Origin of the sequence: Burkholderia sp. IMCC1007 (genome assembly GCF_027257875.1) — a bacterium.
In the GTDB taxonomy this organism is placed as follows: domain Bacteria; phylum Pseudomonadota; class Gammaproteobacteria; order Burkholderiales; family Burkholderiaceae; genus Burkholderia.
Genome location: NZ_JAPVQY010000098.1, coordinates 1 through 15,396, shown reverse-complemented (window position 1 = coordinate 15,396; position 15,396 = coordinate 1). Strand labels below are relative to the sequence as shown.

The window sequence follows — 15,396 nt, the reverse complement described above, 5'->3', positions numbered from 1 at the left end:
CACGGGCACCGGCGTGCCGGGCTTCGCGCTGCCGCAAGGCAAGGCGCCCGGCGCGAACCTCGCGCCGTCCGCGCCGACGCACGTGCTGTCGCTCGGCAACCGCGTGCCGGCGCTCGCGCCGCATGCGGCCGCGCAGAACGGGCTGCCGGACAACGCGGTGTCGATCGCGCCCGCGTTCGAGCCGCGCGTCGGCGGCGCGGCGCTCGGCGTGCCGCAGGCGAATGCGGCCGTATCGGAAGGCGCGGTGAAAACTGCGCCGACTGCGTCGCCTTACTACTTCACCGACGGTTCGCTGCAGGGCTGGCATGCGACGCCGCGGGACTTCGTCGTGCCGTCGAACGGCCTCGCGTCGCCCGAAGCGTTCGGGCTGCCGGGCGACGACGCGCTGCGCGAGCTGCTGGCCGTGCATCGCGACGCACCGGTTGCGCGTGCAACGGGTGCGGACGTCCCGCGCTATTTCATCGACGATGCGCATGCGGCCGAGCCGCACGGCAACCTGCATCGCGGCGCGCATCCGCCGTTCGACGTGAACGCGGTTCGCCGCGATTTCCCGATCCTGCAGGAACGCGTGAACGGCAAGCAGCTCGTCTGGTTCGACAACGCGGCGACGACGCACAAGCCGCAGGCCGTGATCGACCGTCTCGCGTATTTCTACGCGCACGAGAACTCGAACATTCACCGCGCCGCGCATGCGCTGGCCGGCCGCGCGACGGACGCGTACGAACATGCGCGCGACACCGTGCGGCGCTTCATCGGCGCATCGTCGCCGGACGAGATCGTGTTTGTGCGCGGCACGACCGAGGCGATCAACCTGATCGCGAAGACGTGGGGTGTGCAGAACGTTGGCGAAGGCGACGAGATCGTCGTGTCGCATCTCGAGCATCACGCGAACATCGTGCCGTGGCAGCAGCTCGCCGCGCAGAAGGGCGCGAAGCTGCGCGTGATTCCGGTCGACGATTCGGGGCAGGTGCTGCTCGACGAATACCGGAAGCTGCTCAACGATCGCACGAAGATCGTGTCCGTCACGCAGGTGTCGAATGCGCTCGGGACGGTCGTGCCGGTGAAGGAGATCGTCGAGCTCGCGCATCGCGCGGGCGCGAAGGCGCTCGTCGACGGCGCGCAGTCGATCTCGCACATGCGCGTCGACGTGCAGACGCTCGATGCGGATTTCTTCGTGTTCTCGGGGCACAAGATCTACGGGCCGACCGGGATCGGCGTCGTGTACGGCAAGCGCGCGATTCTCGACGACATGCCGCCATGGCAGGGCGGCGGCAACATGATCGCGGACGTGACGTTCGAGCGCACGGTGTTCCAGCCGCCGCCGAACCGCTTCGAGGCCGGCACCGGCAACATCGCGGACGCGGTGGGGTTGGGTGCGGCGCTCGATTACGTGAACCGCGTCGGCATCGAGAACATCGCGCGCTACGAACACGATCTGCTTGCGTATGCAACGAGCGTGCTCGCGCCGGTGCCGGGCGTGCGGCTCGTCGGCACCGCGCGCGACAAGGCGAGCGTGCTGTCGTTCGTGTTGAAGGGCTATGAGACCGAGGAAGTCGGGCAGGCGCTGAACGAAGAGGGTATCGCGGTGCGTTCGGGGCATCACTGCGCGCAACCGATCCTGCGGCGTTTCGGGCTCGAAGCGACGGTGCGGCCGTCGCTGGCGTTCTACAACACGTGCGATGAAGTCGATGCGCTCGTGCGTGTCGTGAAGAGGCTGGCGACGCGGCGTTGAGTCGCGCTGCGAGCGACAAGGCCGCTTGCGGGTGTCGTCGATGACGCCCGCAAGCGGCCCTTTTCATGGCGCGCGTCCGATGCGGTCCGACGCACACCGCCGAGCTCGATCGTGGAGACGCGCTTTGGACGACGCGACGCGGCTCGTGGTCCGCTATCCGCAGTAACGGCGCTACTGCCTGCATCAACGCCCCGCGAGCATCCTCCCGCCGAGCCCCATCAGCAGCAGCCCGGCCGTCGTATCGAGCACGGCCTTGCGCCGAATCAGCAGCCCGCGCACCGACGGGTGCGACGCGAGCAGCGCCATCGTGCAATACCATGCGCCCGAGATTCCGATCGACAGCACGACGACCGCGAGATCGAGCCACGCCGACGCGTGCGCCGGCACCATCAACGCGAAGATACTGCCGTAGAACGCGACGGATTTCGGGTTCGTCATGCTGACGACATAGCCCTTCTTCGCGGCGCTCCAGTCGGAGGACACGAGCGGTGCGGACGCAGGCAACGGCTTGCGCGCGGTCAGCACCATTTTCAGGCCGAGCCAGATCAGGTACGCGGCGCCGGCCAGCCGCAGCGCGGTGTGCACCCACGCGACGTGGGTGACGAGCAGGCTCAGCCCGGCGATTGCGATAGCGGCCCAGGTGCCGGAGGCCGCGGAGAGGCCGAGCCCCGTCATCACGCCAGCGCGGCGTGACATGACAGCAGTCGACGTGACGATCACGAAATTCGGGCCGGGGCTGGCGACGCTCAGCAGCAGGACGCCGGCGAGCGGCAGCAGGGTATTGGCGATGAGCGACATGGCGTGGAAGCGGCGCGGCGGAACGGGTCTTCATCTTACCCGAGCGCGACAGTCGGCCGGTCCGTCCCGGTATTGCAGCACGCCAAAGCAAGCAACGCGTGACGACTTTCATCGTCACGCGTTGCAGGGTGCTGCCGGACCGCGCGCACGCCGGCGAACCGGCGCGCACACTGCATCGTCAGAAATCGAACCCGGGCCCGCCCGCGCCCGGGCCGCCCGGCGCGGCGGCCGGCGCCGCATCCTTCGGCGCTTCGTGCACGGTCGCATCGGTCGTCAGCAGCAGCCCGGCCACCGACGCCGCGTTCTGCAGTGCCGTGCGCGTGACCTTGGTCGGATCCAGCACGCCCGATTCGACGAGGTCGCCGTACTCGCCGGTCTGCGCGTTGTAACCGAAGTTGCCCGATCCTTCGGCGACCCTCGCGACGACCACGCTCGCTTCCTCGCCCGCATTCGTGACGATCTGGCGCAGCGGTTCCTCGAGCGCGCGCAGCACGATCTTGATGCCCGCGTTCTGGTCGGCATTCGCGCCGTTGAGTTCGCGGATCGCCTGCCGCACGCGGATCAGCGCGACGCCGCCGCCCGGCACGATGCCTTCCTCGACGGCCGCGCGCGTCGCGTGCAGCGCGTCGTCGACGCGATCCTTCTTCTCCTTGACCTCGATCTCGGTCGCACCGCCGACCTTGATCACCGCGACGCCGCCCGCGAGTTTCGCGACGCGTTCCTGCAGCTTTTCACGGTCGTAGTCGGACGTCGCCTCTTCGATCTGCACGCGAATCTGCTTCACGCGCGCTTCGATGTTCTTCGCGTCGCCCGCGCCGTCGATCACGGTCGTGTTTTCCTTGCCGACCTCGATGCGCTTCGCCTGGCCGAGTTCGGCGAGCGTCGCCTTCTCGAGCGTGAGGCCCGTTTCCTCGGCGACGACTTGGCCGCCGGTCAGGATCGCGATGTCCTCGAGCAGCGCCTTGCGGCGATCGCCGAAGCCCGGCGCCTTGACCGCGACGGTCTTCAGGATGCCGCGAATGTTGTTCACAACGAGCGTCGCGAGCGCTTCGCCTTCGACGTCTTCCGCGATGATCAGCAGCGGACGGCCCGACTTCGCGACCTGCTCGAGCACCGGCAGCAGGTCGCGGATATTCGAGACCTTCTTGTCGTGCAGCAGGATGTACGGGTTCTCGAGCTCGGCGATCTGCTTGTCGGGGTTGTTGATGAAGTACGGCGACAGATAACCGCGATCGAACTGCAAGCCTTCGACGACGTCGAGTTCGTCGGCGAGCGACTTGCCGTCTTCGACGGTGATCACGCCTTCCTTGCCGACGCGGTCGATCGCTTCGGCGATGCGCTGGCCGATCGATTCCTCGCCGTTCGCGGAGATCGTCGCGACCTGCGCGATTTCCTTGCTCGTGGTGGTCGGCTTGCTGATCTTTTTCAGCTCGTCGACAGCCGCCGTGACCGCCTTGTCGATCCCGCGCTTCAGGTCGAGCGGGTTGAGCCCGGCCGCGACGTATTTCTGGCCTTCTCGCACGATCGCCTGGGCAAGCACGGTGGCCGTCGTCGTGCCGTCGCCGGCGGCATCGCTGGTGCGCGACGCAACTTCCTTCACGAGCTGCGCGCCGATGTTCTGGAGCTTGTCCGCGAGCTCGATTTCCTTCGCGACCGACACGCCGTCCTTCGTGACGACGGGCGCGCCGAAGCTGCGTTCGAGCACGACGTTGCGGCCCTTCGGCCCGAGCGTGACCTTCACCGCGTTCGCGAGAATGTTCACGCCTTCGGTCAGCTTTGACCGTGCGATGTCGCTGAAAATGATTTCCTTCGCTGCCATGATTGCACTCCGTTATTGATTGACGACCGCGACGATGTCTTCTTCGCGCAGCACCAGGAATTCGTTGCCGTCCACCTTGACGGCTTGGCCTGCGTACTTGCCGAACAGCACGCGCTCGCCGACCTGCAGGTCGGGTACGATGCGCTGGCCGTCGGTGTCCTTGCGGCCGGGGCCGACGGCAATCACTTCGCCCTGGTCGGGCTTTTCGGCGGCGCTGTCGGGAATCACGATGCCCGACGCGGTGGTGGTTTCCTGATCGAGTCGCTTCACGATCACGCGATCGTGCAAGGGGCGTAGGCTCATTTTTTCGTCCTGTACGGTTCTGTCGGAATTGGCTGGCACTCTTTAGCAGAGAGTGCTGACGAGTATAAAAATGCGCGGCGGCGCGATCCAATAACGGATTTGCACAAGCATTCGCGTCGTCGTGCAAAGCGACGTGAAGCGGCTATTGCGACACGGCTGGCTGCGCGACCGGCGAACAGGCCGAGTGGATCGTCTCGCCGGCCAGCACGCGCTTCACGAACGGAATCGAATCGGCGAGCGATGCGTTCACGGTGCCGTTGTGCTCGCGGCCTGCATACAGGTGTGCCTCGATCGTCGTCCCCGCCGCGCACGCGTCCTTGGCGAGCGCGAGTTCGAGCGGCGCCAGCCCGTCGTTCGCACCCGCACCGATGAACACGGGCGTCGCGATCTTCAGCGTCGGATACTTCAGGTAGTCGTCCCACCATGCCTTCAGCCGCGCATCGGCGCCCGGCTTCACGGTGTTCGCGTGCGTGAGGTGTGCGAGTGCTGCATCGTCCTCGAGCGATGCGAGGCAGCTGATGCGCGACTGTTCGAGAATCGGCAACGCAGTGTCGGTCAGCACCTCCTCGGCGCGTAGCGATGGGTCGATCTGCTGCGCGGACAGCACCGAGTAGAACTGGTACGCGAGCGTCGGATCGACGCGCTCGGGATCACGCCGATAGGCCGTCTCGAACTTCGGCAGCGATGCGAGCGTGGCGCGTGACGCGTTGTAGATCGTGCCGGTCGCGACGGTCGCGCGGATCGCCAGTTCGGGCGCATAGACCGGCGCATAGCCGGCCGCCGCGATCACGGCCGAGCCGCCTTGCGACTGGCCGACGAGCACGACTTCGTTCGCGAGGCCCGGCACGCCGCCCAGCACCGCGCGCACGCTGTCGAGCAGCGTGTAGCTGTTCGAGCGGTTGTTGAGCTGCGGATTCGGGCCGGGCGTGCCGAGCCCCTGATAGTCGGTGGCGACCACCGCGAACCCTTGCTGGAGCCACGCGTTCAGGTAGCGCACGTCGCGATACGAGCGGCCGAACCACGACGGCGCGCAGATGTCGGCCATCCCGAACGTGCCGTGCGCCCACGCGACGATCGGCCAGCCGCCGGCCGGCGGCGTGCCGCGCGGCACGAACAGCGCGCCCGACACGGCGATCGGCGTGCGGCCGCCGACGCCGTCGGTCGATGCGTACAGGATGCGCAGTTGCCGGCCGGCGCTCGCGAGCCCGAGCGTCGCGGGCAGCGGCTCGGTGCGCAGCAGCGCGCCTGGCGTGGCCGGAATATCGCGGTCCCACGTGTAGAACGCGGATACGCGGCCGTCGCCCTGCAACGGGTCGGGGGTGGGGACACGGCCGGGCGAAGCCGCGAGCGAGACGACGGGAGACACGGCAAGTGCCGATACGAGCAGCGTGCGCGCGGCGAGGCCGCGCAGGGAAACAAGCGTCATGGTCGGATGGAGGTCGATGAGAGCGGATGTGCCGGCCGATGCCGGCGCGGGCCGACTGCGACGCAAGTTTCGAACCAACGCGGGCGTTGGGTACGCAACGCGCGGCACGGCGGGCACGCACTCCGTGCCGCATGCATCGCGCCCATGCACCGGCTGCGTATCGTGCAGCAGTCCCGGCCCGCATGTTGTTGCTCACGCAACAGACACAGGCATACCGGCCGCACCGCGCGAATCGCATGGCGCGTGCGAGCACGGTCGCGACGGTCTTCGATGCGCGGATCGCAGCGCTGGCACGATTGCTGCTGATTCGTTGACCGTGCATCGCGACGTTGCGACGCGAGCCCATCCGTTCAACCGATCAAGGAAACTTCCTCATGTCCGTCACCCAAGCCATCGACAGCGGCGAACTCGTGGCATTCGTCGAACGCGCCACGCGCGAATTCGCGCAGGCCGCGCGCGTGCTGAAGGAAACGCGCACGCTGTCCGCGACCAACACGTTCCAGGCGTTCCAGCGCGTGCCGGGCACGGAGCTCGTCGTCGCGCTGTCGGCGCCGAGCCCGTGGGCCGCGTCGCAGGAGATCCAGCCGGTCGTCGTGACGCTCGACGGCGACGTGCTGCACGGCGATGCGCGCGCGGGCGGCCACGGCCCGCGCTACGCGGGCGTGTTCCGCGAGGCGCCGGAAGTCGACGTTGTGATCCATGTGCACGGCCCGTATCTCGGCGCATGGGCGAGCGCGCATCGTCCGCTGCCGATCCGTTACGCGCCGGCCGCACGCTACACGCGAGCGCGCGAAATCCCCGTGTACGTCGATCGCCGCCCCGGCGAGCCGCGCTTCATCGTCGACACGATCCGGCGCGATCCCGACGTGCCGGCGATCATCGAGGCGAACGGCGGCGCGACGTTCTGGGGCAAGTCGATCCTCGACGTGTCGAAGTACATCCTGATCCTCGAGGAAGCCGCGTATTTCCAGGCGCTCGCGGAACCGCTCGGCGGCTCGCTCGAATTCGGGCCGGGCGCGCTCGAACAGCAGTGGAAGATGACCGGCCTCGCATGATGCCGCGCGGCGGCCGGCGCAATCCGGCCGCCGTCATACCGATAGCTCGATGAATTGGTTCGTGGCCGGCGTGCGCCTTGCTATCGTCGAGCCTTCCCCGTTCAACACGCCGGTCGTGCCATGGCCATCTTCAGCTTGCCGGACCCGACTTCGCACGCGATCACGATTCGCGCGAAGGCACTGACGTTCGACGATCCCAAATCGCGGGTGCTGCTCGAACGCATCCAGCTCGTCGCACCGAGCGATGCGACGGTGCTCGTCACCGGCGAGAGCGGCACCGGCAAGGAGCTGATCGCGCGCCTCGTGCATTCGCTGAGCGAGCGCCACGACGGGCCGTTCGTCGCGGTCAACTGCGGCGCGTTTTCGGAAACGCTGATCGAAAGCGAGCTGTTCGGCCACGAGCGCGGCGCGTTCACCGGCGCGATCAACAGCCAGCCCGGCTGGTTCGAATCCGCGAATCGCGGCACGCTGTTCCTCGATGAAGTGGGCGACCTGCCGCTGTCCGCGCAGGTCAAGCTGCTGCGCGTGCTGCAGGAGCGCGAGGTGACGCCGGTCGGCTCGCGCAAGACCGTGAAGATCGACGTGCGACTCGTCGCGGCGACCAACGTGAATCTCGAAGCCGCGGTGCGCGCGGGCAATTTCCGCGAGGATCTGTACTACCGGCTCAACGTCGTGAAGCTGAGCCTATTGCCGCTGCGCGAGCGGCCGGGCGACATCGCGCCGCTGATCGAGCACTTCATCGACACCTACGCGAAGCGGCTGCGCGTGGCCGCGCCGACGCTGACCGACGCCGCGCGCGCGCGGCTGCATGCACACGCATGGCCCGGCAACATCCGCGAACTGGAGAACGTGATCCACCACGCGGTGCTGATCTGCGCAGGCGGCGCGATCGACGTTGGCGACCTGCAATTTTCCGCGCTGTCGCTCGCGCCCGATCCGGCCGACGCACCGGGCGCGGCTGCCGCGCCGCCGCGTCGCTCGCGCGACGTGGCCGAAGCGACCGACGCGCTGCGCCATGCGGTGATCGAACTGCTTGATCTCGGCACGCCGGCGCTGTGGCAGCACATCGAGGACACCGTGTACCGCAGCGTGTTCGACTACAGCGAGCACAACCAGTTGCGGATGTCGCGCCTGCTCGACCAGTCGCGCAACATCGTGCGCGCGCGGCTCGCCCAGCTCGGCATCCTGAAGCCGCGCGACGCAGGCGACGGCGGCGACGCCGACACCGACACGCGGCTGCGCCGTCAGGCGTGATCGCGCCAGCGCAGCGCGCGCTGCGCGATCCGCTCGCATAACGCACTCATGCCGACGGCCAGCGCCGTCACGCCCAGTACGCACACCAGCAGCACGTCGGCGCGCGCGCCGGCCTGCGCGTTCTGCATCAGGCTGCCGACGCCGGCGCCCGTGTTGAACAGCAGCTCGCTGCTCGTCGCGGTGATCCATGCGAACGGCACGGCCTGCAGCACGCCCGCGAACAGGTCGGGCAACGCGCCCGGGATCAGCACGTCGCGCCACAGGCCGATGCGCGTCAGGCGATACGACTGCGCGAGTTCGACATAGCGCGGATCGACGCGGCGCAGCCCGTCGAAGCTGGCGGTGGTCATCGGGTAGAACGCGGCGAGCGCGATGATGAACACCTTCGCGAATTCGCCGGTGCCGGCCCACAGGCTCAGCAGCGGAATCAGCCCGAGCAGCGGCACGTAGCGCAACGCCTGGAACGCCGGCTCGCCGAGCTTGCGCGCGAGCGGCGAACGCGCCATCGCCGCGCCGAACACGAGCCCGAACGCGACGCCGAAGCCGAGCCCGAGCGTCGTGCGGCGCAGGCTCGCGCCGAGATCGGTCGCGAGTTCGCCGCTGCGCGCGAGTTCGACGAGCGCGGCGCCGACCTGCTGCAGCGGCACGAACGCATATTGATGGGCCGCGTCGCCGGACGACGCGGTTTGCCAGGCGGCCAGCAGCAACGCCGGTACGACGAGGCCGCGCGCGCGGCGGCGCAGCGGGGCGAGCGGGAAAGTGCGGGTAACGAAGGTCATGCCGAAGCGGTTCCAGTCAGGGTCAGCGCGCGGGCGTCTGCCAGCGCAGCGCGTAACGTTGGACGAGCGCGATCGAGCGATCGAGCGCGAAGCCGATCAAACCGATCGCCGCGACGTCGACGAGCACCACGTCGAGCCGCAGCATCTGCCGCGCGAGTTCCATCATCTGGCCGATGCCGCTGTCCGCACTGAGCAGCTCGACCGCGACGAGCGCGAGCCACGCACGCGCGAGCGCGATCCGCACGCCGGTCAGCAGCGGCGGCAGCGCGGCCGGCAGCAGCACGTCGCGAAGCAGTGCGAAGCGTCCGAGCCCGTAGTGGCGCGCCATCTCGACGAGATCGCGCGGCGCGTCGTGCACGCCCGTGTACGCGGCCAGCGCGACCGGGAAGAACACGGCCTTGCCGACGACGACGAGCTTCAACGGCTCGTCGACGCCGATCAGCAGGATCAGCAGCGGAATCAGCGTGAGCGTGGGCAATTGCCGCAACAGGTCGAACGTCGGCCGCAGATAGTCGGCGAACAGCCGGCTGCGCGCGAGCAGGATCCCGAATGCAGCGCCGCCGGTCGCGCCGATCGCGAAACCGAGCGCGAGGCGATGCAGCGTGATCGACAGGTTGTCGCTCAGTTCGCCGGTGTCGAGCAGCGTGCGCAGCGTCGCCGCGAGGCGTTCGGGCGGCACGACGAGCTGCGGCGGGAACCAGCGCTGCGCACTCGCGAGCCACCACAGCGCGGCGAATGCGACGGGCGTGATCCACCACAGCGCATGGTCGCCGAGCCGCGCGACGCCCGGCAGGCGAACCGCCGCGCGCAAGCCGTTCGGCGGGAGGGCGCGCATCGGCATCAGCGGCTCGCGACGCGCGAGGCGTCGGCGCGCCAGTAGCCGTCGAGGCCGAGCTGCTTGAGCGCGGTCGACACGAAGGTCGGCGCGAGCAGCGCATTCACGTCGACCGGCGCGGACGTCAGCCCGGCCTGGCGGCTGTACGCGATGACGTCGCGGTAGTGACCGGTCAGCGCGGGCGTGAACAGCGGCGTCCATTGCTCCTTCCACGGCGTCGCTTCGTCCGCGTATTCGCGGCGCACGACGCTTTCCGGCTGGCCGGACGCGCTCAGGATCTTCACGTACGCGTCGCGGCTCTGCGGCTGCGAGATCCAGTGCGCGGCGCGCACGTAGGCCGTCGCGACGAGCTGCGTGATGTCGGGGTAGCGCCGCACGAAATCGTCCGACGCCCACAGTTCCGCGCGCATCTTCCAGTCGTCGGGCGCGCTCTTGGTCGACCAGATGATCTTGCCGACGTTCTTGTCGACGAGCGAATACGCGTCCGACAGCGTGAAGAAGCCATCGACGCGGCCGGCCGCGACGGCCGCCGCGCCGGCCTGCGGATCGAGGTTGTAGATCTTGAAGTCGGACAGCTTCAGCCCGTTCTCGGCGAGCAGCTTGCTGAACGGGACTTCCCACGGCCGGCCGCGATTGAGCGCGATGCGCTTGCCCTTGAGGTCGACGATCGACTTCGCGCTCGAGCCGGCCGGCACGACCAGATACGTATTGCTGCCGACGCCGCCCGGCACGATCAGGCGCGTGTGCGTGCCCGACGCGTTGACGACGACCGACGGCAGGTCGCCGTAGCCGGCGAAATCGATGCTGCCGTTCGTGAATGCCTCGTTGACGAGCGTGCCGACCGCGGCGGTCGATACCGGCACCCATTGCAGCGTCACATGTCGCGCGGCGAGTGCTTTTTCGAGCGACTTGTCGGTGTCGATCAGCGCGGAGGCGCCCGCGTATTGCGTCTTGCCGCCGCTCGAATACGCGACGACGGCGATTCGCACGACCTTGGGCGCGTCTTGCGCGTGGGCGGCGGAAGTGGCGAGCGACGCGACGGCCAACGGCAGCGCGGCGAGCAGCGCGCGCAGCGGGCGGCGCAGCGACGCGAGGGAGAGGGCGGGTTTCATGATGGTCCGGAACAGTGAACGGTAAAGGGGCTCACGCACGTTTTTGCAACGACGGCCGCAGCACGTCGGCGAGCGGGCGCGGATCGATCCAGTCGGCGACGTCGAAATCGGCTTCCAGAAAACCGTGTTCGTGCAGGAACGTCTTGAACTCGTCGAGCGCGGCGACCGATTCGTCGTCGAGATTGACGCCGAGGTGCCGGTGCAACTGGTTGCCGTACGCCGCGCGCACCCAGTCGATCGACGACGCGGTTTCGCCGGCCACGTAGTGCGCGGTTTCGTCGGGATGCGTGCCGGCCCACTCGCCGGCGGCGACGACGAGTTTCAGGAAGCCGGCGACGATGTCGGGATGGTTCGCGAGCACGTCCGCGTTGACGGTCAGCGGGCGTGGCGTGCCGTTGTTGTTGCGGATCGAGCGCTCCGGATGAAAGCCGATGTCGATCACGACGTGCGCGCCGATCAGTTGCGCGATCTCGAGGCCCGTCGACCCCTTCACGTAGATCGCGTCGACTTCGCCGCGCAGCAGCGCGCCGGCTTCGGCGGCATACAGCGCACGGCTCGAAAACCCGTGCGGCGATGCGAACAGATTCGCCGCGCGCGCGGGCCCGACGGCCTGCAGCGTGCGGGCGCGCACGTCGACGCGTTCGACGTCGCCTAGCGTCAGCCCGTCGAGGCTCAGCGCGTTGACGAAGCCGCGCAGCGCCGACGCGCGGAAGATGTCGATGCGGTCGTTGGGTCGGCTCGGGATCGCGATCCGGCGCCCGCGCAACGCCTTCACGGAGCGGATGCCCGATTCGGGCCGCGCGAGGATCAGTTGCGATTCGTCGACCCACGACAGCCCGATCACGCGCGTGTTCGCGTCGTTCGAGCGCGCCCACATCGCGGGGATGCTGCCGCCCTGGCGAAACGATTGCGCGAGCGTGTGATCGCTGATCGACGATACGTCGTGCCGCGTGGCGCCGCGCGGCGAGCGAATCGCGACGCCGTCGGCGGACGTCTCGCCGTTGAGCCAGCCGAGATGCACGGCGATGCCGAGCGGCGTCGGCACCGGCGATCGGGCGTACCAGAACGTTTGCTGCTTGTCCGATGACGAATCGGGCCTGTCTGTCATGTGTGAGATTCCCCTGTCTGGGTAAGCGTGATCGATGCGCGATATCGCACGCGCGGGCCGTTCCACGTTGCAAGTTCCGGGCCAGTGAACGGCAACCGCCGTGTGGCCGGCGGCGCGGGCCTCACGGGTGATGCGCGGCACGGCGGCCGGCACGCGGACTGTTGCGTGAGCAACAGTCGCGTCGGGTGCTGTTGCGCGCGCAGCACCGGTGCGGCAGATGCAGCAGCGGCGCGTGTGCGTGTCGCGACACGTCGAGCGGCAACCGGCGGACGTGATTTGATCGCCGCGCATGCCCGGCCCGCAAGGTGCCGCGCGCGTTCACCGGCAGCCCCGCGAGCGTCGGAACGAGCCCGTTGGCACACCGCGTGCTTTACAGCGCTGCCTACGCGCGGCACGCCGGTGCCGCACGCAATCCGAACGGGCCGACAAGGAGAATCCCGATGGCTGTTGAATTTCTGTGGCGCCTGCCGATGCACGGCGACGGGCGGCGCGCACACGATCTGCATACGCGCGGCGAATGGAATCGCCAGCGCACGTCGCGCGTCGCGCCGAAAGTCGACGACGACGCGTTCGGCTACATCGACTATCTGTCGCAGGTCGCGCGCGCGGCCGACATCGCCGGCTTTCACGGCGCGCTGATTCCGATCTTCCGCTTCACCGAGGAGCCGTGGGTCGTGGCGGCCGCGCTGGCGCGCGAGACGCGCCGGCTGCGGCTGCTGATCGCGCTGCAGCCGCATTTCGTGCATCCGGTCTATGCGGCGCAAATGGCCGCGAGCCTGCAGCGGATCAGCCGCGGGCGCGTCGAGTGGAACGTCGTCACGGGCGGCGGCGGTCCCGACCAGCGCGCGTACGGCGACTTCATCGATCACGACAGCCGCTATGCGCGCACCGACGAATTCCTCGACGTCGTGAAGGGCGTCGCGGCCGGCGCGCCGTTCACGTTCGACGGCCGCTTCTATCGCGTCGAGGAGGGCGGATTGCTGCCGCCGCTGAGCGGCCAGAAGCCGCCGCGGATCTATCTGGCCGGCGCGAGCGACGCGGCGCTCGCGGTCGCCGCGAAGCACGGCGACGTGCACCTGAGCTGGGGCGAGCCGCTCGCGAAGCAGAAGGAAGTGATCGATGCGGCGCGCCGCGCGCTCGATCGGCAGAACGCGGAGCGCGACCTGCGCTTCGGCATGCGCATCGACATCCTGGCGCGCGAGACCGAGGAACAGGCGTGGGCCGAGCTGCGGCAGATGTTCGCGACGGTGGGCGACACCACACGCAACGGTTTCGGCGGGCGCGGCGAAGCGTCGGAATCGGTCGGCGCGAAACGCCAGTTCGCGCTGCACCAGGGCAACACGCAACACTTCGACGACCTGATCGTCGGCCCGAACCTGTGGGCCGGGATGTCGCAGATCCGCGGCGGCCCCGGCTGCGTGATCGTCGGCAGCCACGAGCAGGTGGCCGAGCGGCTCGCGGAATACGTCGAGATCGGCGTGTCGACGTTCATCCTCGCGAGCAATCCGCATCTCGAAGAGGCGTACCGCGTGGGCGAGGAAGTGCTGCCGCTGGTCGACGGCGCGCTGAACGCGCGCGGCACGCAGGCGGCGCTGCGCGTGGCCGGCGCCTGAGCGCGGCGGCACGCCGTCTCGCATCAACGACAACGACAAGGATACTCACCATGACGACACTCGCTGCGCAGGCCACGGCCTGCGACGCACTCTGGTACACGCGCTGCCCGGTGCCGACCGCACTCGGCATCGCCGTGCATCGCGGCTGGTTCGACGAAGAGTTCGGGCCGGACGGCATCGCGCTGCGTTCGCTGCAGGAGACGGCCGACGCCGACAAGCGCGAATCGCACTTCGATCACAGCCTGCCGCACTCGTTCCGGCAGGGCGGCAACATTCCCGCGCTGTGGGCGCGGGCCCGCGGCGCCGATACGCGCGTGATCGGGCTGTCGTGGACCAACGAATTCCAGGCGATCGTCACGCTGCCCGAGCGCGGCATCCGCACCGCGCGCGACCTGCGCGGCCGGCGGCTCGGCTTGCCGCGCCATCCGATCAGCATCGACTTCTGGCGCGCGGCCGCGCTGAAGGGCTTCCTGAGCGCGCTCGCACTCGAAGGGCTCGGCCATGGCGACGCCGAATGGGTCGACCTGCCCGACACGCACGAGCGCCGCACCGGGCCCGCGTCGTTCACACGCGGCCCGCACGAATACGGGCTCGAAATCGCGGCGCTCGTGCGCGGCGACGTCGACGCGGTGTTCGTGAAGGGCGTGGCCGGGCTGGAAACCGTGCATCTGATCGACGCGCAGGTCGTCATCGATCTCGGCGCGCATCCCGATCCGCTGGTGCGGATCGGCAACGGCACGCCGCGCACGCTGACCGTCGATCGCGCGCTGATCGACGCGCGTCCCGATCTCGTGAGCCGCTTCCTGTCGGTCGTGGTCGGCGCGGGCGACTGGGCCGCGCGCCATCCGGCGGAGACGGTCGCGTATATCGGCCGCGAAACGCGTGCATCCGACGAGTGGGTGCGCTACGCGTATGGCGCGGATGTGCATCGCCATCTGGAGACCGGGCTCGCGCCGACGTCGATCGATGGACTCGTCGCGTTCAAGGATTTCCTCGTCCAGTGGGGCTTTCTTGAACGCGATTTCGACGCGCGCGCGTGGATCGATCCGGCGCCGTTCACGCAGATCGACCGGCATCGCCATGCGTGGGTCGCGTAGCGCGCCGAGGCGTGTCATTGCAAGGAGTCGAACATGACAGGGCTGACGATCGAATACGGCGTGCCGCCCGCACGCCGGCATGCGGCACGTGCGGCGCCGCAAGCGGTGGCGGTGGTTGCGCGACCGACTTCGGTGGCGCCATCCGCGCAGGTGGACGCACGGACGGCGCCCGCGAACGGATGGCGCGGCGCGGCCACGATCGCGTTGGCCGTCGCGGCGCTGCATGCGGGCGTCGCGCTGCTGGCTGCACGCGTGCCTGCCGCCGCACCGCCCGTGCAGCCGCCGCGGCCAGTGCCGATGACGGTCGAGTTGACGCGGCCGCCCGAACCGCTGCCGCAGGCCGTGCGTCCGCCACCACCCGTCGTGCCGCCGAAGCCGTTGAAGCAGGCGCCGACCCCGCCGAAGCCGCGTGCGGCGGTTCCGCGTCCAGCGCCGGCTGCCACGCCCCAGGCGACGCACGCAGCC

General features: G+C 69.1%; 13 protein-coding genes and 1 pseudogene. 6 read left to right on the top strand and 8 right to left on the bottom strand.

Annotation, left to right across the window (positions count from 1 at the left end; genetic code table 11):
* Positions 1-1,732, top strand: a 1,732-nt coding sequence (locus tag O1Q03_RS38675; protein WP_269511123.1) for a family 2A encapsulin nanocompartment cargo protein cysteine desulfurase, incomplete at its 5' end; no start/stop codon positions are given.
* Between the two features lie 183 nt (positions 1,733-1,915).
* On the opposite strand, the gene O1Q03_RS38670 is transcribed toward O1Q03_RS38675, so the two are convergent.
* The 4 genes from O1Q03_RS38670 to O1Q03_RS38655 all read right to left on the bottom strand — a co-directional run bounded on the left by O1Q03_RS38670 (position 1,916) and on the right by O1Q03_RS38655 (position 6,078).
* Positions 1,916-2,530 carry a LysE family translocator gene (locus O1Q03_RS38670; protein WP_269511120.1) on the bottom strand — a complete coding sequence of 205 codons (615 nt, stop codon included), beginning with the start codon at positions 2,528-2,530 and terminating at the stop codon, positions 1,916-1,918.
* A 178-nt stretch (positions 2,531-2,708) separates the two neighbouring features.
* Complete coding sequence (gene groL, locus O1Q03_RS38665; RefSeq protein ID WP_269511117.1) at positions 2,709-4,349, bottom strand: chaperonin GroEL; 1,641 nt, start codon at positions 4,347-4,349, stop codon at positions 2,709-2,711.
* Positions 4,350-4,361: 12 nt separating this feature from the next.
* On the bottom strand, positions 4,362-4,652 hold the full coding sequence (locus O1Q03_RS38660) for a co-chaperone GroES (RefSeq protein WP_011694564.1): 291 nt from the start codon (positions 4,650-4,652) through the stop codon (positions 4,362-4,364).
* Positions 4,653-4,794: 142 nt separating this feature from the next.
* On the bottom strand, positions 4,795-6,078 hold the full coding sequence (locus tag O1Q03_RS38655) for an alpha/beta fold hydrolase (RefSeq protein ID WP_269511114.1): 1,284 nt from the start codon (positions 6,076-6,078) through the stop codon (positions 4,795-4,797).
* Between the two features lie 374 nt (positions 6,079-6,452).
* On the opposite strand from O1Q03_RS38655, the gene O1Q03_RS38650 reads away from it, so the two are divergent.
* Together O1Q03_RS38650 and O1Q03_RS38645 are read left to right on the top strand one after the other, a co-directional pair.
* Positions 6,453-7,133, top strand: a complete 681-nt coding sequence (locus tag O1Q03_RS38650) for a class II aldolase/adducin family protein (RefSeq protein WP_269511111.1) — start codon at positions 6,453-6,455, stop codon at positions 7,131-7,133.
* 120 nt (positions 7,134-7,253) lie between these two features.
* Positions 7,254-8,387, top strand: a complete 1,134-nt coding sequence (locus tag O1Q03_RS38645) for a sigma-54 interaction domain-containing protein (RefSeq protein WP_269511108.1) — start codon at positions 7,254-7,256, stop codon at positions 8,385-8,387.
* On the opposite strand, the gene O1Q03_RS38640 is transcribed toward O1Q03_RS38645, so the two are convergent.
* The 4 genes from O1Q03_RS38640 to O1Q03_RS38625 are packed head-to-tail and all read right to left on the bottom strand — an operon-like array spanning position 8,378 to position 12,221.
* Positions 8,378-9,166 carry an ABC transporter permease gene (locus O1Q03_RS38640; RefSeq protein WP_269511105.1) on the bottom strand — a complete coding sequence of 263 codons (789 nt, stop codon included), beginning with the start codon at positions 9,164-9,166 and terminating at the stop codon, positions 8,378-8,380. The genes O1Q03_RS38645 and O1Q03_RS38640 overlap by 10 nt on opposite strands.
* 22 nt (positions 9,167-9,188) lie before the next feature.
* Positions 9,189-10,007 carry an ABC transporter permease gene (locus O1Q03_RS38635; protein ID WP_332112581.1) on the bottom strand — a complete coding sequence of 273 codons (819 nt, stop codon included), beginning with the start codon at positions 10,005-10,007 and terminating at the stop codon, positions 9,189-9,191.
* Positions 10,007-11,113 (bottom strand): PhnD/SsuA/transferrin family substrate-binding protein, encoded by a 1,107-nt coding sequence (locus tag O1Q03_RS38630; RefSeq protein ID WP_269511097.1) that lies wholly within the window; start codon positions 11,111-11,113, stop codon positions 10,007-10,009. Before O1Q03_RS38630 ends, O1Q03_RS38635 begins: the two co-directional genes overlap by 1 nt.
* Positions 11,114-11,144: 31 nt before the next feature.
* Positions 11,145-12,221 (bottom strand): ABC transporter substrate-binding protein, encoded by a 1,077-nt coding sequence (locus O1Q03_RS38625; RefSeq protein ID WP_269511094.1) that lies wholly within the window; start codon positions 12,219-12,221, stop codon positions 11,145-11,147.
* A 440-nt stretch (positions 12,222-12,661) separates the two neighbouring features.
* Here O1Q03_RS38625 and O1Q03_RS38620 point away from each other — a divergent pair, with 440 nt between their 5' ends.
* The 3 genes and pseudogenes from O1Q03_RS38620 to O1Q03_RS38610 all read left to right on the top strand — a co-directional run.
* A complete protein-coding gene (locus O1Q03_RS38620) occupies positions 12,662-13,834 on the top strand; it encodes an LLM class flavin-dependent oxidoreductase (protein WP_269511092.1) in 1,173 nt (390 codons plus the stop codon).
* Between the two features lie 50 nt (positions 13,835-13,884).
* Positions 13,885-14,931, top strand: a complete 1,047-nt coding sequence (locus O1Q03_RS38615; protein WP_269511089.1) for an ABC transporter substrate-binding protein — start codon at positions 13,885-13,887, stop codon at positions 14,929-14,931.
* 33 nt (positions 14,932-14,964) lie between these two features.
* Positions 14,965-15,396, top strand: a pseudogene (locus O1Q03_RS38610) (energy transducer TonB); the annotation flags it as partial.